The sequence below is a fragment of the Micromonospora sp. LHW51205 genome (assembly GCF_003315815.1).
Classification (GTDB): domain Bacteria; phylum Actinomycetota; class Actinomycetes; order Mycobacteriales; family Micromonosporaceae; genus Micromonospora; species Micromonospora chalcea.
In genome coordinates this window covers 506,696-530,494 of record NZ_QMEZ01000002.1, presented here as the reverse complement: position 1 = coordinate 530,494, position 23,799 = coordinate 506,696, and the positions used below count along the sequence as shown (strand labels likewise).

The 23,799-nt window shown below is 74.4% G+C and carries 20 protein-coding genes; 11 read left to right on the top strand and 9 right to left on the bottom strand.

The genetic code is table 11. The annotated features are described in order from the left end of the window. The first annotated feature begins 116 nt into the window (after positions 1–116). Positions 117–1,376: a M48 family metallopeptidase gene (locus DQE82_RS10360; protein WP_069088999.1), complete on the top strand. Its 1,260-nt coding sequence runs from the start codon at positions 117–119 to the stop codon at positions 1,374–1,376. After that, the gene (locus tag DQE82_RS10355) at positions 1,373–2,497 is read left to right on the top strand and encodes a glycosyltransferase family 4 protein (protein WP_113972546.1); all 1,125 of its coding nucleotides are present in this window, start codon (positions 1,373–1,375) and stop codon (positions 2,495–2,497) included. Before DQE82_RS10360 ends, DQE82_RS10355 begins: the two co-directional genes overlap by 4 nt. Positions 2,498–2,545: 48 nt before the next feature. Here DQE82_RS10355 and DQE82_RS10350 read toward each other — a convergent pair whose 3' ends face one another. The 5 genes from DQE82_RS10350 to DQE82_RS10330 all read right to left on the bottom strand — a co-directional run bounded on the left by DQE82_RS10350 (position 2,546) and on the right by DQE82_RS10330 (position 9,483). Then, entirely contained in the window at positions 2,546–4,213 is a 1,668-nt protein-coding gene (locus tag DQE82_RS10350) for a bifunctional diguanylate cyclase/phosphodiesterase (RefSeq protein ID WP_222949271.1), read from the bottom strand. Positions 4,214–4,289: 76 nt separating this feature from the next. Continuing rightward, positions 4,290–5,102 carry an SAM-dependent methyltransferase gene (locus tag DQE82_RS10345; RefSeq protein WP_043329389.1) on the bottom strand — a complete coding sequence of 271 codons (813 nt, stop codon included), beginning with the start codon at positions 5,100–5,102 and terminating at the stop codon, positions 4,290–4,292. Between the two features lie 196 nt (positions 5,103–5,298). Next, complete coding sequence (locus tag DQE82_RS10340; protein ID WP_013287678.1) at positions 5,299–5,967, bottom strand: response regulator transcription factor; 669 nt, start codon at positions 5,965–5,967, stop codon at positions 5,299–5,301. Between the two features lie 7 nt (positions 5,968–5,974). After that, on the bottom strand, positions 5,975–7,669 hold the full coding sequence (locus DQE82_RS10335; RefSeq protein WP_043329391.1) for a GAF domain-containing sensor histidine kinase: 1,695 nt from the start codon (positions 7,667–7,669) through the stop codon (positions 5,975–5,977). Positions 7,670–7,683: 14 nt separating this feature from the next. Next, positions 7,684–9,483 carry a long-chain fatty acid--CoA ligase gene (locus tag DQE82_RS10330; protein WP_064446408.1) on the bottom strand — a complete coding sequence of 600 codons (1,800 nt, stop codon included), beginning with the start codon at positions 9,481–9,483 and terminating at the stop codon, positions 7,684–7,686. A 166-nt stretch (positions 9,484–9,649) separates the two neighbouring features. Here DQE82_RS10330 and DQE82_RS10325 point away from each other — a divergent pair, with 166 nt between their 5' ends. From DQE82_RS10325 to DQE82_RS10300, 6 genes are all read left to right on the top strand, one after another. Then, positions 9,650–10,105 (top strand): SRPBCC family protein, encoded by a 456-nt coding sequence (locus tag DQE82_RS10325; RefSeq protein WP_043329393.1) that lies wholly within the window; start codon positions 9,650–9,652, stop codon positions 10,103–10,105. Between the two features lie 38 nt (positions 10,106–10,143). Next, on the top strand, positions 10,144–10,779 hold the full coding sequence (locus tag DQE82_RS10320; protein WP_043329396.1) for a hypothetical protein: 636 nt from the start codon (positions 10,144–10,146) through the stop codon (positions 10,777–10,779). Between the two features lie 73 nt (positions 10,780–10,852). Beyond that, positions 10,853–11,800, top strand: coding sequence for an ROK family glucokinase (locus DQE82_RS10315; RefSeq protein WP_030500161.1), 948 nt, complete (start codon positions 10,853–10,855; stop codon positions 11,798–11,800). A gap of 1 nt (position 11,801) precedes the next feature. Beyond that, entirely contained in the window at positions 11,802–12,500 is a 699-nt protein-coding gene (locus DQE82_RS10310) for an endonuclease/exonuclease/phosphatase family protein (RefSeq protein WP_064445187.1), read from the top strand. A 336-nt stretch (positions 12,501–12,836) separates the two neighbouring features. Next, positions 12,837–14,243 (top strand): NAD(P)/FAD-dependent oxidoreductase, encoded by a 1,407-nt coding sequence (locus DQE82_RS10305; protein WP_064445188.1) that lies wholly within the window; start codon positions 12,837–12,839, stop codon positions 14,241–14,243. After that, positions 14,240–15,064, top strand: coding sequence for an alpha/beta hydrolase (locus DQE82_RS10300; protein WP_069089002.1), 825 nt, complete (start codon positions 14,240–14,242; stop codon positions 15,062–15,064). Before DQE82_RS10305 ends, DQE82_RS10300 begins: the two co-directional genes overlap by 4 nt. Positions 15,065–15,080: 16 nt before the next feature. On the opposite strand, the gene DQE82_RS10295 is transcribed toward DQE82_RS10300, so the two are convergent. Next, positions 15,081–16,499 (bottom strand): trehalose-6-phosphate synthase, encoded by a 1,419-nt coding sequence (locus tag DQE82_RS10295; protein WP_043329406.1) that lies wholly within the window; start codon positions 16,497–16,499, stop codon positions 15,081–15,083. 172 nt (positions 16,500–16,671) lie between these two features. Beyond that, positions 16,672–17,511, bottom strand: coding sequence for a DUF308 domain-containing protein (locus DQE82_RS10290; RefSeq protein WP_043329408.1), 840 nt, complete (start codon positions 17,509–17,511; stop codon positions 16,672–16,674). A gap of 186 nt (positions 17,512–17,697) precedes the next feature. Between DQE82_RS10290 and DQE82_RS10285 the strand changes: the two genes are divergently transcribed. Continuing rightward, positions 17,698–18,393: a 1-acyl-sn-glycerol-3-phosphate acyltransferase gene (locus tag DQE82_RS10285; RefSeq protein ID WP_043329411.1), complete on the top strand. Its 696-nt coding sequence runs from the start codon at positions 17,698–17,700 to the stop codon at positions 18,391–18,393. Positions 18,394–18,396: 3 nt separating this feature from the next. Here DQE82_RS10285 and DQE82_RS10280 read toward each other — a convergent pair whose 3' ends face one another. Continuing rightward, positions 18,397–21,945, bottom strand: a complete 3,549-nt coding sequence (locus DQE82_RS10280; protein ID WP_205797305.1) for an adenylate/guanylate cyclase domain-containing protein — start codon at positions 21,943–21,945, stop codon at positions 18,397–18,399. Positions 21,946–22,004: 59 nt separating this feature from the next. Between DQE82_RS10280 and DQE82_RS10275 the strand changes: the two genes are divergently transcribed. Next, positions 22,005–22,247 carry a hypothetical protein gene (locus DQE82_RS10275; RefSeq protein ID WP_043329413.1) on the top strand — a complete coding sequence of 81 codons (243 nt, stop codon included), beginning with the start codon at positions 22,005–22,007 and terminating at the stop codon, positions 22,245–22,247. A 62-nt stretch (positions 22,248–22,309) separates the two neighbouring features. Here the strand turns inward: DQE82_RS10275 and DQE82_RS10270 are convergent, their stop codons facing one another. Then, the gene (locus tag DQE82_RS10270) at positions 22,310–23,002 is read right to left on the bottom strand and encodes a Crp/Fnr family transcriptional regulator (protein ID WP_013287664.1); all 693 of its coding nucleotides are present in this window, start codon (positions 23,000–23,002) and stop codon (positions 22,310–22,312) included. 248 nt (positions 23,003–23,250) lie between these two features. Between DQE82_RS10270 and DQE82_RS10265 the strand changes: the two genes are divergently transcribed. Then, positions 23,251–23,754: a polyadenylate-specific 3'-exoribonuclease AS gene (locus DQE82_RS10265; RefSeq protein ID WP_043329415.1), complete on the top strand. Its 504-nt coding sequence runs from the start codon at positions 23,251–23,253 to the stop codon at positions 23,752–23,754. Positions 23,755–23,799 lie beyond the last annotated feature (45 nt).

The window sequence follows — 23,799 nt, the reverse complement described above, 5'->3', positions numbered from 1 at the left end:
GGGGGCGGGGCCGCGGGGCGGGCACGGTCTCGCTTGCGCGGCCGGGCAATAGGATGAGCGGTCACGGCGGGAGGGGGCGGGATGACGCGGACCGGGCACGACGGCGGGGTGGAGCGGTGACCCCGCGCGCGTGGGCCCTGCTGACCCTGGCCGGCCTGGCGGTGGCGCTGCTCGTGGCGGTGGCGCTTCTGGTGCCGTGGAGCCGGCCGCCCGCGCCCCGCGCCGACCAGCTCGCGGCGCTGCGTGACCTTCCGGCCGAACAGGTGACCCGGGGCCGCGCGTTCCACGGCGCGCTGCGCCCGGCGGCCTGGTCGGCGCTGGCGGTCGGGCTGGTGGTGGCGTTGCTGCTCGGCCTGACCCCGCTGGGCGGGCGCCTGGTCGAACTGGCGGGCCGGCCCTTCGGCGGGCACTGGATCGCGCAGGCGGTGCTCGGCGGGCTGGCCGTCATGTTCCTCGCCGACCTGCTCACCCTGCCGTTCGCGGCCTGGCGGCGCACCGTGCTGGTCCGCTACGGGCTGAGCACCCAGAGCTGGGGCGGCTGGGCGGTCGACCTGCTCAAGTCGTACGCGGTCAGCGCCGTGATCGGCGCGCTGGTGCTGCTCGGCTTCTACACCGTGGTCCGGCTGGCCCCGCGCTGGTGGTGGGCGTTCGGCGCGGCCGGCGCGGCGGCGCTGGTGGTGGTGCTGTCGTTCGTGCTGCCGGTGCTCGTCGAGCCGGTGTTCAACCGGTTCACCCCGATGGAGCCGGGCCCGCTGCGCAGCGAGCTGACCGCGATGGCGGCCCGGGACGGCGTACCGGTGCGCGACGTGCTCGTCGCAGACGCGTCGCGGCGCACCCGGGCGGTGAACGCGTACGTCTCCGGGCTCGGGCCGACGCGGCGGGTGGTGGTCTACGACACGCTGCTGCGCGAGGCGGAGCCGGCCGAGGTGACGAGCGTGGTCGCCCACGAGCTGGGCCACGCCAAGGACCGGGACGTGTGGACCGGCACGCTGCTCGGCGCGCTCGGCGCCGCCGCCGCGGTGGTGGCGCTCTATCTGATCGGCTCCTGGACGCCGCTGCTGCGGCTCGCCGGCGTCGACTCGATCGCCCAGCCGCGGGCGTTCCCGCTGCTGATCGCGCTGGTCACGGTCGCCGGGCTGCTCACCACGCCGGTGCAGGCGCTGGTCTCCCGCCGGATCGAGGCCCGCGCCGACGCCCACGCGCTGGCGCTCACCGGCGACCCGGCGACGTTCGAGGCGATGCAGCGCCGGCTGGCCGGGGTGAACCTGGCCGACCCCGACCCGCCGCGCTGGGAGCACCTCTGGTCGGCGACCCACCCGTCCACCGTGGAGCGGATGGCCGCCGCCCGCGCCTACGCCAGGGAGTCCGGCCGATGAGCCGCACCTTGCTGATCACCAACGACTTCCCACCGCGCCCCGGTGGCATCCAGTCCTTCGTGCACAACCTCGCGGTGCGACAGCAGCCCGGCTCGGTGGTGGTCTACGCGTCGAGCTGGCGCGGGGCGGAGAAGTTCGACGCCGACCAGCCGTTCGAGGTGGTGCGGGAACGTACCCGGGTGCTGCTGCCCACGCCGCTGATCGCGCGGCGGGCGGCGCGGCTGGCCCGCGCGTACGACTGCGACACGGTCTGGTTCGGCGCGGCGGCCCCGCTGGGGCTGCTCGCGGCGGGCCTGCGGCGGCGGGCCGGGATCCGCCGGGCGGTGGCGCTGACCCACGGACACGAGGTCGGATGGGCGGCGCTGCCCGGCGCCCGCTCGGCCCTGCGCCGCATCGGCCGGGGCGTGGACGTGACCACCTACCTCGGCGAGTACACCCGGACGCGGCTGGCGCGCGTGCTGGACGGGCTGACCGAGCTGCGGCGGCTCGCGCCCGGCGTGGACGTGGACACCTACCACCCGGACGTCGACGGCACGAAGGTCCGCGAACGGCTCGGGCTGGCCGACCGGCCGGTGGTGGTGTGCGTGTCGCGGCTGGTGCCCCGCAAGGGCCAGGACATGCTGATCCGCGCGCTGCCGGAGATCCGCCGCCGGGTGCCCGGCGCCGCGCTGCTGGTGGTCGGCGGCGGACCGTACCGCTCGACGCTGGAGAAGCTGGCCCGGCAGAGCGGGCTGGAACGCGACGTGGTGTTCACCGGTTCGGTGCCGTCGGCCGACCTGCCCGCCCACTACGCGGCCGGTGACGTGTACGCGATGCCCTGCCGCACCCGTAACCGGGGCTTGGACGTGGAGGGCCTCGGGATCGTCTACCTGGAGGCGGGCGCCACCGGGCTGCCGGTGGTGGCCGGCGACTCCGGGGGCGCGCCGGACGCGGTCCGCGACGGCGAGACCGGGTACGTGGTCGGCGGCCGGGACGTGGCCCAGCTCGCCGACCGGGTGGCCACGCTGCTCGCCGACCGGGACCTGGCCCGGCAGTTCGGCGCCGCCGGCCGGGCCTGGGTGGAACGGGAGTGGCGCTGGGAGACGCAGGCGCAGCGGATGGCCGCGCTGCTGGCCGGCTGACCGCCGCCCCCGACCCGCAAGCGGCTCCGGCACGACGGCCGAGCCGCCTCAGGAGACGGCTTCGACGTGCACGGGCACCCGGCCCAGGTGCGGCGCCGCCGGGCCGGGGCGGCCGAAGTGCCAGCCCTGCCCGGCGTCGCAGCCGATCGCGCGCAGCCGGTCCGCCTGGTCGGCCGTCTCCACGCCCTCGGCGGTGACGGTCAGGTCCAGCGCGTGCGCCAGCGACACGAGCGAGGCGAGGATCCGCTCGTCGGTGCCGCTGTCCGGCGCGCGCAGGCCGGTGACGAACTCACCGGCCACCTTCAGCTCGTCGACCGGCAGGTCCCGCAGGTACGCGAGGTTGCAGTAGCCGGTGCCGAAGTCGTCGATGGCGACCCGGACCCCCAGGTCACCGAGCACCCGCAGCGCCCGCACCGGCTCGACCACGGTGCTCATCATGGTGCTCTCGGTGATCTCCAGTTGCAGCCGGCGCGGCGGCAGGCCGGTGCGGCCGAGCACGCCGCGTACCTCGGGCACCAGGTCGGCCCGGTGCAACTGGCGTACGGCGAGGTTGACGCTGACGAACGGCGCGTCGCCGTCGATCGCCGACCAGGTGCCCGCCTCGCGGCACGCCTCGGCCAGCACCCAGCTGCCGAGCGGGACGATCAGCCCGGTCTCCTCGGCCAGCGGGATGAAGCTGTCCGGCCGCAGCACGCCCAGCTCCGGGTGGCGCCAGCGGACCAGCGCCTCCATGCCGAGGACCCGCCCGTCGCGCAGGGACGTCAGCGGCTGGTAGTCGAGGTAGAACTCGCCCCGGTCCAGGGCGGCGGGGATGGCCGCGGACAGCGCGTACCGGGCCAGGTCGCGGCGGTTGCGGTCGGCGTCGAACAGCGACCAGCGGGCACCGCCCGCGGCCTTGGCCCAGTGCAGCGTGCTGTCGGCCGCGCGCATCAGCTCCATCGGGGAGGTGCCCGCGACCGGGCGCTCCACGATGCCGATGCTCGCCGAGACGGTCAGCTCGTGGCCGTCGACCAGCGCCGGCTCGCGTACCGCGGCCAGCGCCGCCTCGGCGACCTGCACCGCGTCGTCGGTGCCGGTCGTGCGCTCGATCAGGATCACGAACTCGTCGCCGCCGAGCCGGGCCACCAGATGCTCGCCGAGCGCCTCGTGCAGCCGCTGCGCCACCGCGACCAGCAACGAGTCGCCGACCTGGTGGCCGAGGGAGTCGTTGACGACCTTGAACCGGTCCAGGTCCAGGAAGCAGACGCCGACCCGGTCGGCGCCCCGGTTGATCGCGGCGGCCAGCCGCTCGGTGAACAGCGTGCGGTTGGGCAGGCCGGTGAGCGGGTCGTGGGTGGCCTGGTGCCGGAACCGGGCCTCGCTGTCGCGCAGCGCCCGTTCCGCCTGCGCACGGGCCATCATGGCGGCCCGGCGGATGGACTCCTGCTCGTCGAGCGTGCGGTCGCGCAGCGCGCGGGCGTACCCGGTGGCGACGGTGGCGAGCAGCCGGGCCATCCGGTCCTCGACGTCGTCGACGACCAGGTCGAGGTCGCGGACCAGGCGCAGCTGGATCACCTCGACGGTGCGGCCCAGCCCTTCGGCGGAGGCGATGTGCGCCTGCACCAGCTCCGCGCCGACCTGCTGGCCGATCCGCAGGTCGAACGGCTCGGCACGCAGCGCCTGGGCCAGCCGTTCGGTGAGCCGTTGCAGCATCTCCTCCAGCTGCGACTGGGTCATCGGCAGGTAGCTGGTGCCGGACACCGCCTTGGCCCAGGCCCGGGCGAACACGCCGGGCCTGCTGCGGGCCGCGTCGTCACCCACCGAGCCGCCCGACCCCGCCCATGAACACGGCCCGCTCGGCGTTCTCGGCCTGGTCGGGGGAGTCCGGCCGCCACTGCGGCACCCACACCACACCCGGGTCGACCAGTTCGAAGCCGTCGAACAGCGCGGTCAGCTCGGCCCGGCTGCGGATCCAGAGCTGGCTGTCGGTGCGCCGGTAGACCCGCTCCGCCTCGGCCCGCTCGCCGGTGCCGTCGCGGCCCTCCTCGCTGGCCTGGGAGAGCACCAGGTGGCTGCCGGGCGCCAGTGCTCCGCGCAGCGTCCGCAGGATCTCCTCGGGGCGGTCGCTGTCCGGGATGAAGTGCAGCACCGCCACGATCATCACCGCGACCGGACGGCTGAAGTCCAGCAGCCGGGTGACCTCCGGATGGGTCAGGATCGCCTCCGGGCGGCGCAGGTCCTCCTGGAGCACGGTGGCGTGCTCGTTGCCGGCCAGGATCTCCTGGCTGTGCGCCACCGCCACCGGGTCCACGTCGACGTAGACGACGCGCGACTGCCCGTCGATCCGCTGGGCGATCTCGTGCACGTTGCCGACGGTGGGGATGCCGGAGCCGATGTCGAGGAACTGGCGGACGCCGGCCTGGGCGAGGTACTGCACGGCCCGGCGCAGGAACGCGCGGTTGGCCTGGGCCATCAGTGGCGCCTCCGGCACCGCCTCCACCATCGCGCGGGCGGCCGCCCGGTCGGCGGCGAAGTTGTGCGAGCCGCCGAGGTAGTAGTCGTACATGCGGGCGACGCTGGGGCGTTCGATGTCGATCGTCTCGGGTGCCCAGTCCGGCCGCTGCATGTCCTGCCCCTCGGGTGTCGACGGCGCGCGGTGGTCACCGCCGCGCGGATCACCCGGGTATTCTGCCCCTCCGCCGTCGTGGTGCAAAGACCGTCGTCGCTATGCGTCCGGCCGTTCACCGTACGCGGTCAGCCGCACCCACGACGCCGGAGAGGCCCGCGTCCGCGGTGGACGGGGCCTCTTCCGGCGGTGTTCCTCAGAACTTGGGCGCGTCCGGTGCCTCGAGCAGGCCCAGCCGCAGCGCGGTCATCAGCGCCTGGGCCCGGTTGGCGGCGCCCAGCTTCTCGTAGAGCTTGGAGATGTGGGTCTTGGCGGTCGACTCGCTGACGAACAGCTGCTTGGCGATGCCCGCCACGCTCATGCCGTCGGCGAGCAGCCGCAGCACCTGGCCCTCACGGGGGGACAGCTGCGGGCCGGACGGGGCCAGCCGGCGCTTCATCGCCTCGGCCAGGTCGGCGGCGGTGAACGCGCTGGGGGAGGAGGCGGCGTGCCGGGCGGCGGCGACCACCTCGTCGGCCGGCGCGGTCTTCGGCACGAACGCGCTCGCGCCGGCTTCCAGGGCGCCGAAGAGCTGGTCGTCGCCGGCGTACATGGTCAGCACGACGATGCCCATCGACGCGCTGGACTTGCGCAGGGCGCGGGTGGCCTCCAGGCCGCTGCCGTCGGGCAGGCGAAGGTCCATGATCACCACGTCGGGCTGGAGCGCGCCGGCCTGGCGCACGCCCTCCGCGGCGGTGGCGGCCTCGCCCACGACCTCGAACTGACGGTCACGCTCGAACGCGTGACGAAGACCCTTACGGATGAGGTCGTGGTCGTCGACTAGGAGAACCTTGGTACGGGTGGCCGGTGTCGGACTGCTGGTCATCCTCGGGTTACTCCCCTTCTGCTGCTGCGGCGCTGCCGCGCACCTTATCGCGCCGGGGCGACGAGCCGAGCACCACGGCCACTGTCGTCCCACTGGGTCGACGTGGCCTGATCTCCAACCGGCCTCGGATACGTTCCGCCCTCTCGGCCATGATCGCAAGGCCATAGTGCCCGTCCGGGCGCTGGTCACCGATGCCGTGACCGTCATCCGACACTTCGATTCGGGTGTACGGGGGATCCACCTCGCACGTGACCCACAGATTCGACGCGCCGGCGTGCTTACGGGCGTTCGTCACCGCCTCCTGCGCGATGCGCAGCAACTCGGCCTCGGTCGCGGCCGGCAGCCGGGCGGTGGACTCGTCGAGTGACAGGTGCACCCGCAGGCCGCCGGAGGCGCCGACGGTGCGGGCGTACTCGGCGATGGCGGCGGCCAGGCCACCGTGCCGGTCCACCTCGCTGCGCAGCTCGAACAGGCTCAGCCGCAGCTCGGTGATCACCCGGGTCACCTCCTGGCGCAGCGTGCGCAGCGAGTCGGCGGTCTCGTCGGCGTCCTCGTGCACGGTGGCCAGGGCGTTGTCGATGCCGTACCCGACCATGACCAGTTCCTGGGCGACCCCGTCGTGGATCTCCCGGGCCAGCCGCTGCCGCTCCTCGTTGGTCGCCAGCGAGCGCACCTCGTCGAAGAGCAGCGCCGCCTCCAGCCGCAGCGCCGCCGGGCCGGTCAGCGCCGTCACCCGGGACACCACCGGCGGCGGGTACGCGGCGGCGGTGTCCGCCTCGATCACCACCAGGCCGACCGTGCGTACGCCCGCCACCAGCGGCACGATCAGCGCGGAGACCTCGCCGGAGTGCCGGGACCGGGCCTGCGACCGGGACGAGACGGTCGGCTGCTGGCTGGCCCAGGCGTCGGCGATGGCCGAGTCGGCGTCGAGCGTGGTCTCCCAGTCGACCCGGTCCGCGCCGATCTGGGCCAGCACCACCAGCCGGCCGCCGCCGCTGGCGGAGAGCACCGCGCCCCGGTCGGTCTTCGCCACCACCCGCAGCTCCTCCAGCAGGTGCTCGGAGATGCCGCCTGGGTCCAGCGTGGCGCCGGGCAGCTGGCGGGCGACGGTACGCAGCTGGGTGAGCAGCCGGGTCGCCTCGGCGTACGGCTGGGGTTTGCCCTCGCCGCGGACCCGCATCACGCGCTGGAGCGTGCCGGCGGTGTAGAGGCCGAGACCGGCCAGGATCAGCCACTGGGCGCAGACCGCCAGGTAGCCGACCTGACCGAGCTGCGCGCCGCCGTCGACCCGGGTGAACGCGGCGCTCGCCACGAGCGTCGCCGCCGCCACCGCGAGCAGCGCGGCGCCCTCGCGGAACCGGCGGCTCAGCGCGGTCACGGTGACCGGCACCGCGAGGTACGGCAGCACCGCCGAGGCGCCAACGCCCCCGGTGACACCGGTGAGGTGGGTGTCGGCGGCGACCTGGCTGGCGGCCAGCCCGAGCACCACCACCTCGGCGAACCTGCTGATCGGGGTGAGCAGCCGGTGCTGTGGGGCGAGCACGGCGGGCAGCCCCGCGACGCCCAGCAGGGCGATCCACCAGAGCTGGGCGGCGTCGCGGGTGGCGAACAGGGTCAGGGCGGCGACCAGCGCGAGGAGGACCGCGCGGGCCGCGACCGCGAGGGGCTGCGTCTGCGGCTGGCCGGATGTGGAGGCGGGCACGTGACGGATCGTAGTCAGCGTTGGTAGATCTCCGCGATCTCCGAGGCGTACGTCTTGTGCACGACCTGCCGCTTGACCTTCAGCGACGGGGTCAGCTCACCGGTGGTCTCGGTGAAGTCCTGCGGCAGGATCCGGAACACCTTGATCGCCTCGGCCTTGGAGACCGCCTGGTTGGCCTGGTCGATCGCGCCCTGCACCTCGGCGCGCAGCGTCGCGTCCTCGCGCAGCTCGGCGATGCTCGTGGTCTCCGGGCGGCCCTGCGCGGCGAGCCACTTCGGCAGCGCCTCCTCGTCGATGGTGACGAGCGCGGCGATGAACGGCTGCCGGTCGCCGACCACCACGCACTGGCTGATCAGCGGGTGCGCCCGGACCTGGTCCTCCAGCACCGCCGGGGCGACGTTCTTGCCGCCGGCGGTCACGATGATCTCCTTCTTGCGGCCGGTGATGCTCAGGTAGCCGTCCTCGTCGAGGTGCCCGAGGTCGCCGGTGCGGAACCAGCCGTCGGCGCTGATCGCCTCGGCGGTGGCCGCCTCGTTGTGCCAGTAGCCCTGGAAGACGATATCGCCGGCGATGAGGACCTCGCCGTCGTCCTCGATCCGGATGGTGACGCCGGGCAGCGGGCGGCCGACGGTGCCGATCCGGGTGCCGGTGGGCAGGTTCGCGGCGGCGGCCGGGGAGGTCTCGGTCAGGCCGTACCCCTCGCAGATGGTCACCCCGATGCCGCGGAAGAAGTGCCCGAGGCGCGCGCCCAGCGGCGCGCCGCCGGAGATGGCGTCGCGGCACCGGCCGCCCATCGCCGCCCGCAGCTTGCGGTAGACCAGCTTGTCGAAGAGGGCGTGCTGCGCGCGCAGGCCCAGGCCGGGACCGCCGGGCAGCTCCTGCGCCTCGCTCCAGGCGATGGCGACCTTCTCCGCCCGGTCGAAGATCTTGCCCTTCCCCTCGGACTCGGCCTTCTGCCGCGCGCCGTTGTAGACCTTCTCGAAGACCCGGGGTACGGAGAGCACGAACGTCGGCTTGACGTCCTGCAGCTCGGCGACCAGGTTCTTGGTGTCCGCGCAGTGCGCCATGGTGGCCCGGGCGTGCACCACGCCGACCTGGATGAGCCGGGCGAAGGCGTGCGCGAGCGGCAGGAACAGCAGCGTCGAGGCGCCCGGGCGGAACAGGTTCGGCAGCACCGGCACCGCGTTGGCGATGTCGGTGTAGATGTTGCGGTGGGTCAGCACGCAGCCCTTCGGCCGGCCGGTGGTGCCGCTGGTGTAGATGATCGTGGCGACGTCGCCGGCCTTGAGCATGGAACGGCGCGTCTCGACCTCGGCCGGGTCCACCGCCTCGCCGGCGGTGACCAGGTCGTCCACCGCGCCCAGCTCGATCTGCCAGACCTCGCGCAGCTCGGGCAGCCGGTCCCGGACGCCGGCGACCAGGGTGGCGTGCGCGGTGCTCTCCACCACCACGGCGACGGCGCCGGAGTCGCCGAGGATCCAGGCGGCCTGCTCGGCGCTGGAGGTCTCGTAGATCGGCACGGTGACCGCGCCGGCGGCCCAGATCGCGTAGTCGAACAGGGTCCACTCGTAGCGGGTGCGGCTCATCAGGCCGACCCGGTCGCCGGGGGAGACGCCCGCCGCGATCAGGCCCCGGGCCACCGCGACCACCTCGTCGCGGAACTGCCGGCAGGTCACCTCCTCGCGCGCCGTCCCCGCGCCGGGACGGACGAACTGCACGGTGTCCGGGGCGACCTCGGCGTTTTCCCAGACCGGGTCGGTCAGGTTGGCCGCGTCGCCGACGGTGACGATCGGCGGGACGGAGAACTCGCGCACCTGCACTCCCTCGTGCTCTACCGGCGGGGGCCGGCCTGGTCGGCTCTGTCGAAACCTACCCGCACACCCCGGGGGGTCGGCCAGGGAGGTTGGCCGACCGGCTGGTGGGAGGCCCGTCGGCGGGTGGAGCGGCGCCGGGCGGGACGCGGCCGGGTAGCCTCCCCCCATGGCGGACTCCTCCACCCAGTCGATCATCATCGGCGCGTCACCGGATCGGGTGGCGGCCGTCATCTGCGACTTCCCCAGTTACCCCGAGTGGACCGAGGCGGTACGCGAGGCCGAGGTGATCGAGGAGTACGAGGACGGCTATGCCAGCCAGGTCCGGTTCACCCTCGACGCGGGCGTGCTGGCCGACGAGTACGTGCTGGCCTACGAGTACGCCGAGGACATCTCCCGGATCGAGTGGCGCCTGGTCGCCCCGTCGAAGATGCAGCGGTCCCAGCGCGGGTCGTACGACCTGGTGGGCAACCCGGACGGGACGACCACGGTGACCTACACGCTGGAGGTGGAGCTGTCCGTGGCGATGCTCGGCATGTTCCGCCGCAAGGCCGAGAAAATGATCATGGATACGGCGTTGAAGCAGCTCAAGCGCCGGGTAGAAGCACCCGGTGCGGCGCACTGACCCGACCGTCCCGGTAGTCACGCTGGAGGAGCCGAACCATGGGCACCACTGATCCGGGTTCGGCCCGGGAAGAGGCCGAGCGCCTCGTCGCCACCCTGCTCGCCGGCGCGAAGATGGCCGCCGCCGCGCCCGGCTCCGGCGCCTGGGGTCCGCTCGGTGGGATCCTCTCCGGTGTCCTCGGTCACACCCCGCCCGGCGCCGGGCCCGCTCCGGAGACGCCCGCGCCCGCCGGTTTCGCCACCGGCTCGCCGGAATGCTGTGTCTGCCCCGTCTGTCGCGGTATCGCCGCGTTGCGCGACCCGAGTCCGGAATTCGCCGAGCGGCTCGCCACCGGCGCCGGGGACCTGGCGGCCGGCGTGGCGAGCCTGCTGCGCGCGTTCACCCCCGCCGAGCCGGAGCGAACCGCCGACGACGGCACCGCCGCGGCGGACGGATCCGGGGACCACGTGTGGCGCGAGGCGACCCGTACCGGGCATGATTCTCAGCCGGCACCCGAGCAGGACGTGTGGTCCGCCGCCACCCGGGGGGAGGGCGCGGCCGATTCGGGTGCCGCCGCCGACGCCGCCGGGCCGCCGGAGCCGGCGACGAGCCGGCCACCGGCCGGCCGTCCCGTGGTGCCCGCCTCGCGGGCGTCCGGAGAGGTGGGCGCGGACGCACCAGGCGACGGGGCCTGACCACCGGACATCCCGGGACCGTACGGCTGGTTCGGCCGGTCCCCGGGCAGCACAGCAGAGGGGAGTGGCAGCGGTGACGCTGACCATCGGAGTCGACGTCGGTGGCACGAAGGTGGCCGGCGGTGTCGTGGACGACGCCGGCACGGTACTCGTGCAGACGCGACGGGACACCCCCGCCGACGACGTGGCCAAGACCCGCGACGTCATCATCGAGGTGGTCACCGAACTGGCCGCCGGGCACGCCGTCGAGGCGGTCGGCATCGGCGCCGCCGGCTGGATCGACGCCTCCCGCTCCACCGTGCTGTTCGCCCCGAACCTGGCCTGGCGGGACGAGCCGCTGCGCACGTACGTCGGGGACGCCACCGGCCTGCCGGTGATCGTGGAGAACGACGGGAACGTGGCCGCCTGGGCGGAGTTCCGCTACGGCGCGGCCCGCGACGCCGACGACTCGATGGTCATGTTCACCATCGGCACCGGCGTCGGCGGCGGCATCGTGCTCGGCGGCGGCCTGGTCCGCGGCGCCAACGGCATCGCCGCCGAGCTGGGGCACATGCTCACCGTGCCGGACGGCCACCAGTGCGGCTGCGGCCGGCTGGGCTGCATCGAGCAGTACGCCAGCGGCAGCGCCCTGGTCCGCTTCGCCCGCGCCGCCGCCCGGCAGGAGCCGCACCGGGCCACCGCGCTGCTGGAGCTGGCCGACGGCGAGGCCGAGTCGATCACCGGCCCGATGGTGACCGCCGCGGCCAAGGGCGGCGACCCGGTCTCCACCGAGGCGTTCGCCCAGGTCGGCCGCTGGCTCGGCACCAGCCTCGCCGACATGGCGCAGATCCTCGACCCGCAGGTGCTGGTGGTGGGCGGCGGCGTGATCGACGCCGGCGACCTGCTGCTCGGCCCGACCCGCCGGTCGTTCGCCGAGGCGCTGGCCCAGCGCAGCCGCCTGCCCGTCGCCGAGGTACGCCCGGCCGAGCTGGGCAACACCGCAGGTGTGATCGGCGCCGCCGACCTGGCCCGGCGGATCTGACATGACGGACTCGGGTGTGCCGCTGCGGGTGCTGTCGTACAACGTCCACGGCCAGCGGGACGACACCGCCGCGCTGGCCGAGGTGGTCCGGGGCGCGGACCCGGACGTGGTGATCGTCCAGGAGGGACCGCGCCGGTTCCGGTGGCGGCAGAAGTGCGCCGCGCTCGCCGAGTCGTTCGGCATGGTGGTGGCGGCCGGTGGCCTGCCGTCGCTGGGCAACGTGCTGCTGACCAGCCTGCGGGTGCGGGTCACCGACACCAGCTGCCAGCGCTATCCGCTGACGCCGGGGCGGCACATGCGCGGCGCCGCGTACGCGCGCTGCCGGGTCGGCGGCGTCGACGTGCTGCTGGCCGGCTCGCACCTGTCCACCGACCCGGCCGAGCGGCCCGCGCAGGCGGCCGCGTTCAAGCGGGAGCTGGCCGCGTCCACGCTGCCCGTGGTGGCCGGCGCGGACCTCAACGAGGGCCCGGACGGGCCGGCCTGGCGGACGGTCGCCGAGGGGCTCACCGACGCGGCGCTGGCCGCCGACCGGGCCGACCGGCACACGTTCTCCTGCGCCGACCCGCGCCGCCGCATCGACGCGCTGTTCGTCGACCCCCGGATCACAGTGGTCGACTACGACGTGGTGGACACGCCGCTGACCCGTCGCGCCAGCGACCACTTCCCGGTCCTGGTGGACCTGCTGCTGCCCACCGCCTGACGGCCGCGGACCGCCGGCCGTGACGCACGGTCACGGACCCGGCCGGCAGGACAACCGCTTCGCCGCCTTTGCTCTGCCGCCACATGCGCATCAGTTACCCGTCGTGATCGGCGGCCGCCTCCCGGCCAGCCGGCCGAGAGGCGTCAGGCCAGCTCCCGCCGGTGCCGCGTCCGTGGCGGCAGAGCAAAGGGCGCACGAGGTACGCCTCCGGCGCGGCCGGTCCATTCACGCTCGGTGACCGGGCCGGTGGTGACGCTGTGTCAAGCGAGTCGAGCGGGTGGGCGGCGGCGAAATCGGTGGCTGGACAACCGCTGGCATTCTCGGCAGGATTTCGCGGTGTCCTCCTCCACCGACCCCGGCCACCCCGATCCGGACTCCACGGTCGCATCGAGCCGTGCCGAACGCCCGGTCTCCGACCGGGGTGACACGGTCTGCGTCATCGGCGCCGGCGCCAGCGGCCTGACCGCTGTCAAGAACCTCCGCGAGGCCGGCTTCGGCGTGGACTGCTACGAGCGGGAGACTGGCGTCGGCGGCGCCTGGAACTGGCGGCACGACCGCAGCCCGGTGTACGCCAGCACGCACCTGATCTCGTCCCGGCCGTTCACCCAGTTCCCCGACTTCCCGATGCCGGACGACTGGCCGGACTACCCGCACCACAGCCAGCTGCTGTCCTACTTCGAGCGGTACGCCGACCACTTCGACCTGCGCCAGCACGTCTGGTTCGGCACCGAGGTGGTCCGGGTCGAGCCGGTCGAGGGGGACCGGTGGGACGTGACCACGCGCAGCACCGGCGGCTACGGCCCCGAACGCACCTCCCGGTACGCCGCCGTGGTGCTCGCCAACGGGCACAACTGGTCGCCGAAGCTGCCCCGCTACGAAGGGCTGGAGCAGTTCCGGGGCGAGGTCATGCACGCCTCGTCCTACAAGGACCCGGCGCAGCTGCGCGGCAAGCGGGTGCTGGTGGTGGGCGCCGGCAACACCGGCTGCGACATCGCGGTCGAGGCGGCCCAGCAGGCGTCGCACTGCTGGCACTCCACCCGGCGCGGCTACTGGTACGCCCCGAAGTACGTCCTCGGCCGCCCCGCCGACCAGGTCAACGACACGCTGCTGGCGCTGCGGGTGCCACTGCGGGTACGGCAGTGGCTCTACCACTGGACGCTGCGGCTGACCGTCGGCGACCTGACCCGGTTCGGCATGCCCGAGCCCGACCACCGCGTCTACGAGACGCACCCGATCGCCAACAGCCAGCTCGTCTACTACGTCGGGCACGGCGAGGTCACGCCGGTGCCGGACGTGGCCCGGTTCGACGACCGCGCGGTCGAGCTGACCGACGGCCGGCGCATCGACCCGGAGCTGGTCGTCTTCGCCACCGGCTACCTGCCGCGCTTCGAGTTCCTCAAGGGACAGGTGCTCGGCGACGAGGACGGGTCCGGGCGGCCCCGGCTGTGGCTCAACGCGTTCACCGCCGGGCATCCCACGCTCGCCGTGGTCGGCCTGGTGCAGCCGGACTCCGGCATCTTCCCCATCTCGCACTGGCAGAGCGTGCTGTTCGCCCGGCTGCTCACGCTGCGCGCCACCCGGCCGGAGCGGGCCGCCGCGTTCGAACGCAAGGTCCGCGCGGGCCTCGGCGAGCGGTACTCGGCCAAGGTCAAGGACAGCACCCGGCACTGGTTCGAGGTCGGGCACGCCGACTACCTGCGTGCGCTCCAGCGGGCGCTGCACGAGCTGGAGGGTGTCAAATGACGGTTGAGCGTGTGCGGGTCGTCCGGTCCTGGGAGTGGGCCCGGCCGGAGCGGCCCGCCCGCCGGGAGGTTCTCGCCGCCGTACCCGAGCGGGAGGAGGCGAAGCCGCCGCTGCTGTTCGTACCCGGCTTCGGCCACGGCGCGTGGGCGTTCGCCGAGCACTGGCTGGGGCACGCCGCCGGTCGCGGCTTCCCGGCGTACGCGCTGAGCCTGCGCGGGCACGGCGGCAGCGAGCCGGCGCCGGAGGCGACGCTGCGGTCGTACACCCATGACGTGACGCAGGTGGCGGCGAGCCTGCCGCGGCAGGCGGTGCTGGTGGGGCACGGCGCCGGTGCCCGGGTGGTGGCGCACGCGCTGGCCCGCTACCCGGCGCGGGCCGCGGTGCTGGTGGCGCCGGTGCTCGGCGGCTGGGCGACGTTCGGCACGGCGTTGCGGCGCAATCCGGCCGGGACCCTGCCGGCGGTCTTCGGCGCCGGGCTGCGGCTGCACCGGCGGCAGCTGTTCAGCCGGGAGCTGCCCGACGCCGACGCCCGGCGGCACCTGGCCCGGCTGGGCCGGGCCGGGCGGCGGGCGCAGTGGCAGCTGCTGACCGGCCGGGGGCCGGAGCCGGCGGTGGGCCGGCCACCGGTGCTGGTGCTGGGCAGCCCGGACGACCGGGTCGTGCCGGCGTCCGCGCTGATCCGGGCCGCCCAGCGGTACGCCTCCGCGCCGCTGCTCTTCCCCGGCATGGGGCACGACCTGATGCTCGACGCCCGCTGGCGGGAGCCGATCGACGCGATCCTGGACTGGCTGGACAAGGACCCGGCGTCCGCGGCGGGGTGAGCGCCGGGGCGCCGGCTCAGCGGGTTGCGGCGCGGCGGCCGGCGAGCGACCCGCTCTCCTCCAGCGCGCTCAGGTAGGACGCCGCCCAGGCGTGGATGTCGTTGCGCGCCAGATGGTCGCGCATCGCGCGCATCCGCGCCGACACGTCCTCCGGGCCGGCCCGCAGCGCGGCCAGCAGCCCCTGCTTGAGGCCGTCGAGGTCGTGCGGGTTGACCAGGTACGCCTGCTCCAGCTCGGAGGCGGCGCCGGCGAACTCGCTGAGCAGCAGCGCGCCGGTGCCGTCGACCCGGGCCGCCACGTACTCCTTCGCGACCAGGTTCATCCCGTCGCGCAGCGGCGTCACCGCCATCACGTCCGCGACGCGGTAGAGCGCGACCAGCTCGGCCCGGTCGAACGGCTGGGAGAGGTAGTGGATCGCCGGCTCGCCGACCCGGCCGAACTCGCCGTTGATCCGCCCGACCTGGTGCTCGACCCGGTCCCGCAGGATCTGGTACTGCGCCACCCGGTCACGGCTGGGCACCGCCACCTGCACCAGCACGGTGTCGCGGACCTTGATGTCGCCGCTGGCGAGCAGCTCGCGGTACGCCTTGAGCCGCTGCTCGATGCCCTTCGTGTAGTCCATCCGGTCGACGCTGAGGATCACCTGCTCCGGCTGGCCCAGGTCCTGCCGCAGCCGGCGGGCCCGCTCGGCCACCTCCGGGCGGGCCGCGAGCGCGGACATCTCGGCGGTGTCGATGGCGACCGGGAAGGCGCCGATGCGCACCACCCGGCCGTCGACACCGATCCGCCGGTCGGTGGCGGGCAGGCCGAGCACCTTGGTGGCGAGCTGGGCGAAGTTGTGCGCGGCCTGGGCCCGCTGGAAGCCGATCAGGTCGGCGCCGAGCATGCCGCGCAGCAGCTCGGCGCGGCGCGGCAACTGCATGAACAGCTCCGGCGGCGGGAACGGCACGTGCAGGAAGAAGCCGATCCGCAGGTCCGGCCGCAGGTCGCGGAGCAGGCCGGGCACCAGCTGGAGGTGGTAGTCCTGCACCCAGACCAGGCCGCCGGGCTCGGCCGTCTCGGCCGCCGCCTCGGCGAAGCGCTGGTTGACCCGCTGGTACGCCTCCCACCACCGGCGGTGGTACTCCGGCTGCTCGACGGCGTCGTGGTAGAGCGGCCAGAGGGTGGCGTTGGCGAAGCCCTCGTAGTGGTCGCGGAAGTCCTCGGCGCTCAACGGGACGGTGTGCATCCGGACGCCGTCCACGTCCGGCAGCGCGGGGGCGGGACCGGTGCCGCCGGCCCAGCCGACCCAGGTGGCGGGCGTCTGCCGCAGCAGCGGGTGCAGGGCGCTCACCAGGCCGCCGGGGCTGCGGCGCCACTCGAAGGCGCCGTCGGGCGCCACACTGTCGTCGATGGGGAGGCGGTTGGCCACCACCACCAGGGGGCTCTGTCGCATCGGGCATTCCGCTCAGCAGGGGACCGGCGACCCGGAAGAGACGCAAGCCGGACAGCCGGTGCGGGACGTGACGTTCAGCCTATTCCTACTGACTGTAAGTTACACGCTTGTTACGTCCCGGCCCAGGGGCGAGCGGCGTCCCGCCATCCGGGCAGAGCCGGAGGGCGCGACCTCAGACGACCGCGCCGTCGTCCGGGTCGTGGTCGTCCCGGTCGCCGGGGCGCAGCCGCCAGATCAGCATCACGAAACCGGCCAGGATGCCGGAGAAGCCGAGCAGCGTCACCACCGACGGGTCGACCAGCGACACCACGGTGGGGGACAGGAACAGCAGGAAGCCGAGCACGATGCAGGCCACGCCGAGCACCGCGTACTTGGAGAAGCGGGGCAGCGGCGGCGGCGGGGGCGGGGTGTAGTGCTCCTCGTCCGACGCCTCGTCGGGCAGGTTGGCGCCGAACGTGTCCAGGCCGTCCAGCAGCGAGGGCTCGTCGTGCCGGTCCCGGCTGAGCGAGACGCCGGAGATGTCGGCCGCGTACGGCAGCCGGCGCACGTCGGTGGCGGTCGGGCCGGCCGGCTCCTCGGGGCGGCTGCCGGCGGCGGCGCCCGGCGGGGGTGGGTCGTCCACGTCCTCGGCCGCGGGCCAGGGGTGGCTGCCGGCGCTCGGCGCGGTGTGGAACCCGGCGACGATCTTCGCCCACTCGGCCTCGATGTCCGGCTCGTCGGCGCGCGGCTGCTCGCCGCCGCCCTCGTCGGCGAGCTGGGTGAGGTAGTCCCGGGCGGTGGTCAGGTGCGACCTGTCGACGTAGAGCCGGTCGACCGGGCGGGCCGGGACGGTGGTGGTGCGGGTCACCGGGTTCAGGTCGGCCGAGGGCTGGAGGTAGGCCGCGATGCCACCGGCGGCGAGCACGTCGAGCAGGTGCTCGCCGACGCGTGGATCGACGTCGCCCGCGACCGCGTACTCGGCCGCGTCGAGCCCGTTGTCCCGCCGTCCCCGACGGGGCCCGCCCCCTGACACCGGACACCCCCTTCGCCGATCCCTGCCCGTGCCCTGAATCGTGACACGTCGGCACCCGGTTCCGGGAGTGCGTTGTGGCGTGCCGCTCGTCGTTCGTACCCTCTTCCCGGACTCCTCCGGGCGCCGACGGCGCCTCCGGGGCCACGCGGCGACCCGCCCGCCGCCACCGACACGGGAAGGACGCCGGTGCTGTACTGGCTGCTGAAGTACATCATCCTCGGCCCGCTGCTGAGGCTGATCTTCCGCCCGCAGGTCGAGGGACTGGAGCACGTGCCGGACACCGGGCCGGTGATTCTCGCCAGCAACCACCTCTCCTTCTCGGATTCGATCTTCACTCCGTTGATCGTCAAGCGAAAAGTCACATTCATCGCCAAAGCCGAATACTTCACGGGTAGGGGCCTCAAGGGCTGGCTCACCAAGATGTTCTTCGTCGGCTCCGGCACCATCCCGGTCGACCGCTCCGGCGGCCGGGCCGCCCGTGCCGCCCTCGACACCCAGCTGTCGGTGCTGCGGGCCGGCGGCATCGCCGGCATCTACCCGGAGGGCACCCGGTCGCCGGACGGCCGGCTCTACCGGGGCAAGACCGGGGTGGCGCGGCTGGCGCTGGAGAGCGGCGCCCCGGTGGTCCCGATGGCCATGCTCAACTCCGACGCCATCCAGCCGACCGGGCAGATCATCCCCAACCTGGGCCGGGTGCGGATCCGGTTCGGGCCGCCGCTGGACTTCTCCCGCTACGCCGGGATGGCCGGTGACCGGTTCGTCGAACGGGCCGTCACCGACGAGATCATGTACGAGCTGATGGAGCTGTCCGGCCGCGAGTACGTCGACACGTACGCGCAGAAGGCCAAGGGCGCCGGGGCGCGCCAGCCGGTACCGGCCTGACCCTCAGCCCGCCCCGGCGATCCGCAGCAGCCCACCGGCGGCGTGCCGGCCGGCGAACGCGCGTACCCGGGCCAGCGTCGCCGCCGCGGCCGGCGGGTCCGCCTCGGTCAACGGCCCGACCGCCAGCGCGGACGCGATCATCTGGTCGGTCACGTCGGTCATCTCCGCGTACCCCTCGGCGGCGGTGGTGAGCAGCCGGCCCGCCCGCGCGGCGTCCCCGGCCCGCCGGGCCAGCGCCGCCTCGGCCGACCCCCCGGCCGCCCGCGCCCAGCGGGTCACCCGTGGCGCGTGGGCCAGCAGGTCGCGCACCAGCTCCGCGGCGTCGCCGCCGAGCAGCGCGGCGACGTGACCGACCGCCGGCACCCACTCGGCGAACGGGATCATCTTGGTCTGCCGCCAGTCCTCGTCCAGCTCGGTGAGCAGCGCCATCGCCTCGTCCCGGCGGCCCTGCACGGCGCGGCAGAGCGCGGCGTGCGCCAGCGTGGAGCGCAGCACGCGCTGGAAGCCGCTGCGCCGGGCCGCGACGAGCGCCTGGTCCACCAGGTCCTCGCCGGCGCCCGGGCCGGCCGGGTCGTCGCCGAGCGCCCGGATCCAGCCGGACACGGCCACGATGTGCAGGTCCCACTCGTCGGTCGGGCGTCGCGTCGACCCCTCGGCCATCCGCAGCGCCGCCGTCCAGTCCCCGCTGTAGTACGACTGGGCCCACTGGTCGCTGAAGCTCACCGTCAGCGCGTGCTCGCCGGCCAGGTCCAGGGACCGCTGCTCGTCGACCAGCCGGGCCGAGCCGGTCAGGTCGCCCTCCTCCTGCAACACCCAGGCCAGGTTGTGCACCGCGCGGCGGCGGCTGGTCAGCCGCTCCACCCGGCACTCCTCGGTCACCTCGGCCAGCTCCGCGTACGCCTCCTCGGCGCCGGCCTGGTAGCGGACCACGGCGAGCGTGATGCGCGCGTTCGCCCGCGCCTCGGGCAGCCCCAGCCGCTCGGCCAGCTCGGCGGCGCTGCGCGCGGCCACGCACGCCGGCTCGGTCTCCGCGTCCAGCATGTGCGCCCGGGCCAGCTCCAGCAGCACGCCCACCTTGTCCTCGCTGTCCGGCAGCGTGGCGTGCAGCCCGATCGCCTGATCCAGGCAGCGCATCAGCTCCGAGCGGTCGGCCCGGGCGAAGGCCGCCGTGGCCAGCAGCCGCCACGCCTTCGCCGCGCCGGGCCGGTCACCGGCGTCGGCCAGCCGGCCGGCCAGCGTGGTGAGCAGCGCGGTCCCGCCGCCGTCGAGGAACCCGTCGCGGTCCCGGTAGAACGCCAGCTCGGCCTGGAACAGCTCCAGCGCCGGGTCCGGCCCGCACTCCACGCTCAGCGCGCGCTCCACGAGCGTGGCAGCGGTCTCCAGCGCGTGCAGCTCGTACGCCCGGCGGGCGGCCCGGTGCAGCGCGGACCGGGTCGCGGCGGCGTGCGGGGCCTGGTCCAGCCCGACGGTACGGGCGATCTCGTGCGCCGCCCACCTGTGGTTGGCCAGCACCTCGGCCCGGTCGTGCTGCCGGCCGTCGGCGAGCTGCTCCAGCCAGTCGGCGGTGCGCTGGTGCCGGGCGACCCGCTCGGCGCGGGGCAGCCGCTGGTAGCAGACGTCCCGGACCAGCACGTGCCGGAACCGGTACTCGGCCTGGCCGGGCATGGTCGAGACGGGCAGCTCGTAGACCAGGTCCCGGCGCTGGAGGTGGTGCAGCGCGCGCTCGACCCACTCCGTCGGGCGGCCGAGCGCCAGCGCCACCGGCGCCGCCCAGAACTGCACGCCCACCACCGAGGCGGCCTGGAGCACCGCGCGGTCGGCCGGGTCGAGCAGGTCCAGCCGGTTGGCGATGACCGCCTGCACGGTACGCGGCATCCCGGCGACCCCGGCCGGGTCGACGAGCGCGAGCCCGGCGGTCCGCTCGGCGAGCCCGCCGTCGAGCAGCATCCGCGCGTACTCCTGGGCGTAGAGCGGGTTGCCGTCGGCGAACTCGATCAGCGGCGCCCGCGCGTCCTGCGGCAGCGTGGCCTGGCCGAGCAGCAGCGAGTAGAGCGTGTCGATGTCCCCGTCGTGCATCGGCGGCACCGAGATGGACATCGCCCCGCTGATCGTGCCGGTCCAGGCCGGGTGCCGCTCGCGCAGCTCCGGCCGGGCGGTCGCGACGACGAGCAGCGGCACGTTGCGCGCCGCCGCGCCGAGCTGCTCGACGAAGGACAGCATCGCCTCGTCGGCCCAGTGCATGTCCTCGAAGACGAGCACCGTGGGGCCGGTCGCGGCCAGGGCGAGCAGGAAGCGCCGCCACGCCGCCTCGGTCTCGGCCGAGGTGAGCCGTTCGCCGGAGACGCCGACGAGCGGGCCCAGCGCCTCGGCCAGCCGTACCGCGTGCGGCTCGGCGAGGCGCCCCAGCCGCTCGCGCAGCCGGTCCCGGACGGTGGCCGGGTCGTCGGCGCCGGTCAGCCCGGCCCAGCTGCGGACGATGTCGGCGAGCGCGGCGTAGGTGACGTTCTCGCCGAACGGCGGGCACTGGCCGGTCAGCCAGGTGACCCGGGCGCCGGGCAGGCTGGCGGCGTGCCGGGCCAGCTCGCGCAGCAGCCGGCTCTTGCCCACCCCGGCCGGGCCGAAGACGGTGAGCAACTGCGAGGTGCGCTCGGTCAGCGTGCGGTGCAACGCGCTGACCAGCAGGCCCCGCTCGTGGTCCCGGTCGACCATCGGGGTCAGCTCGGCGGTCTGCCCGTCGCGCCGGGGCCGTGCCCGCACGGCCAGCCAGATCCGGCTCACCGTGGACCGGCCGCGCAACGTCACCGGCGGCTGGTCCGCGTACTCCATCTCGCGCCGGGTGGCCGCCCACGTGCTCTCGTCGACCACCACGCCGCCGACCGGGGCGAGCGCCTGCAACCGGCTGGCGGTGTTCACCACGTCGCCGGTGACGAACGCCTGGCCGCCGTCGCGCGCCGCGGCCAGGTCGACGAGGGCCTCGCCGGTGGCGATGCCGACCCGGAAACCCAGCGGCGGGTGCGGCCCGGCCGGCTGGCGGGCCAGGCTGCGCTGCAGCTCCAGCCCGGCGCGTACGCAGCGCAGCGCGTCGTTGTCGGTGGCCACCGGCGCGCCGAACAGCGCCATGACGGCGTCGCCGATGTACTTCTCCACCACGCCGCCGTACTGGTGCACCAGCCGGCGCACCGTGGCGAAGTAGACCTGTTGCAGGCTGCGTGCCTGCTCCGGATCGGCCCGCTCGGCGTACGTGGTGAAGTCGACGATGTCGATGAAGAGCACGCTGACCTGCCGGCGGTCCTCCTGTACCGCCACCGCGTGGTCGCGCAGCGGCTGACCGCAGTTGGTGCAGAAGTTCGCGCCGGTGTCGTTGGCGTGCCCGCAGCCCGGGCAGGACGCCGCCAGCGGACGGCCGCACCCGCCGCAGAAACGGTCGTCCGGCCCGGCGGTCCGGGCGCAGTGTCCACAGGTGAGGTCGATGTCCGGCTCCGTACGCGTGAGGTCCCCAGTGTCCCGCGCGGCCGCCGCAGTCGGGTACCCGACGGGTCGGCGGGACGTCACGGCTGTTCGGCCGGGTCTAGTCTCCCCTAGCAGGAAGTCCCGTCGACAGGGAGATTGCCGTGCACGTCCGGCTGTCCGCCTCATGGACCGATCCACGGGGGACGGTGTGGGCCGTCGGCGACACGGTCGACGTGGACGCCGTAACCCTCGCCGAACTGGAGGAAAAAGGAATGGTGGAGCAGCCCGCGGGTAGCGGATCGACCGAGACCACGACCACCACGACGACCCCGCCGAAGAAGACCGACCCCTCGAAGATCGGCCCGGGCCCGAGCGCGCCCCCGGCCGACAGCGACAAGGACTGACGGTCCGACCACGACGACGCGGGGGCCGGCGGGACGACCGCCGGCCCCCGCGTCGTCGTCGCTCAGCGGTCGTTCATGCCGGCCCGGCGGCGCAGCGCGGCCACGTCGGTGACCACGATGCGGCGCCCTTCGGTACGCAGCCAGCCCCGGCTGGCGAACGAGCCGATGGCCTGGTTGACGCTCTGCCGCGAGCCGCCGGCCATCTCGGCGAGCTGGCTCTGGTTCAGCTCGATGGTGATCATCGGGGCCTGGCTCTCGCCGGCCAGCCGGACCAGCGTCTTGGCCACCCGGCCGGGCAGGTCGAGGAAGACGTGGTCGGCGTTCTGCTCGGTGAGCCGGCGGATCAGCTGGCCGAGCGAGCGCATCACCGCGTCCAGGATGCGCGGGTTGGAGTGCACCAGCTCCATGAAGGCGGGCCGGGACAGCGCCAGCGCGGCGCAGTCCTCGATCGCCTCGGCCGAGGCGGACCGGGTGGAGGCGTCCAACAGGGACACCTCGCCGAGCACGTCCGGGGGTCGGATCACCGACAGCACCGCGCGCTCGCCGGTCGGCGCGGTACGGAACACCGCGACCGCGCCGCGGCGCAGGACGATCAGCGACTCGCCGGGGTCGTTCTCGACGAAGAGCAGCTGCCCCTTGCGGTAGGTGCGCGGTACGGCCGCGGCGATGACCCGCTGCCGCACCTCCGGCTCGAGCCCGGCGAACATCTCCACGCCCGTGAGCGCGTCACCCGGCTCCGGCAGGCGAGACTCCACGGCTCAACCCCTCCCCGGTCAGAAGTCACGACTCGCACACCGGGTGAAGCTGTCAGTCCCGGTACGAAGGCAGCTCAACCGGTTCGGCGCCCGACGGCGGTACACATCAGATCATGACGGTCCCGTCGCGTGCTGTACACCCCCGGAGACACTTCCGTGACCATGGCCCGGCCGTGTCCGGCACGCCGCCGACCTCGGCGGACGCCCCGGCGGGCGGTCCCCGGCGGTGATGGGCGAGGATGAGGGCGATGGTCTACCGCTATTTCTACGACTGCGAATTCATCGAGGACGGCCGGATCGTCGACCTGGTGTCGATCGGCGTCGTCGACGAGTACGGCCGCGAGTTCTACGCGGTCTCCACCGAGTTCGACGACTCCCGGGCGGTGCCCTGGGTGCGGCGCAACGTGCTGGACAAGCTCCCCTCGCCGGCCGACCGGGCCTGGCGCTCGCGCGCGCGCATCCGTGACGACCTGCACGACTTCCTGCTGGAGCCGGTGCGGGACCGGCCGGGCGAGCAGCTGGAGCTGTGGGCCTGGTACGCCGCGTACGACCACGTCGTGCTGGCCCAGCTCTGGGGCGCGATGCCGGCGCTGCCCCGGGAGATCCCCCGGTTCACCAAGGAGCTGCGTCAGCTCTGGGACGACCGGGGGCGTCCCCGGCTGCCGGACGCCGAGGCGGACCGGCACGACGCGCTCGTCGACGCCCGGCACAACCTGGCACGGTGGCGGGCGATGACGGCGCGGGAGGTTTGACCGGTTCCGCCCAGGGCACGGGAGCGGCATCTACGCCGATCCGAG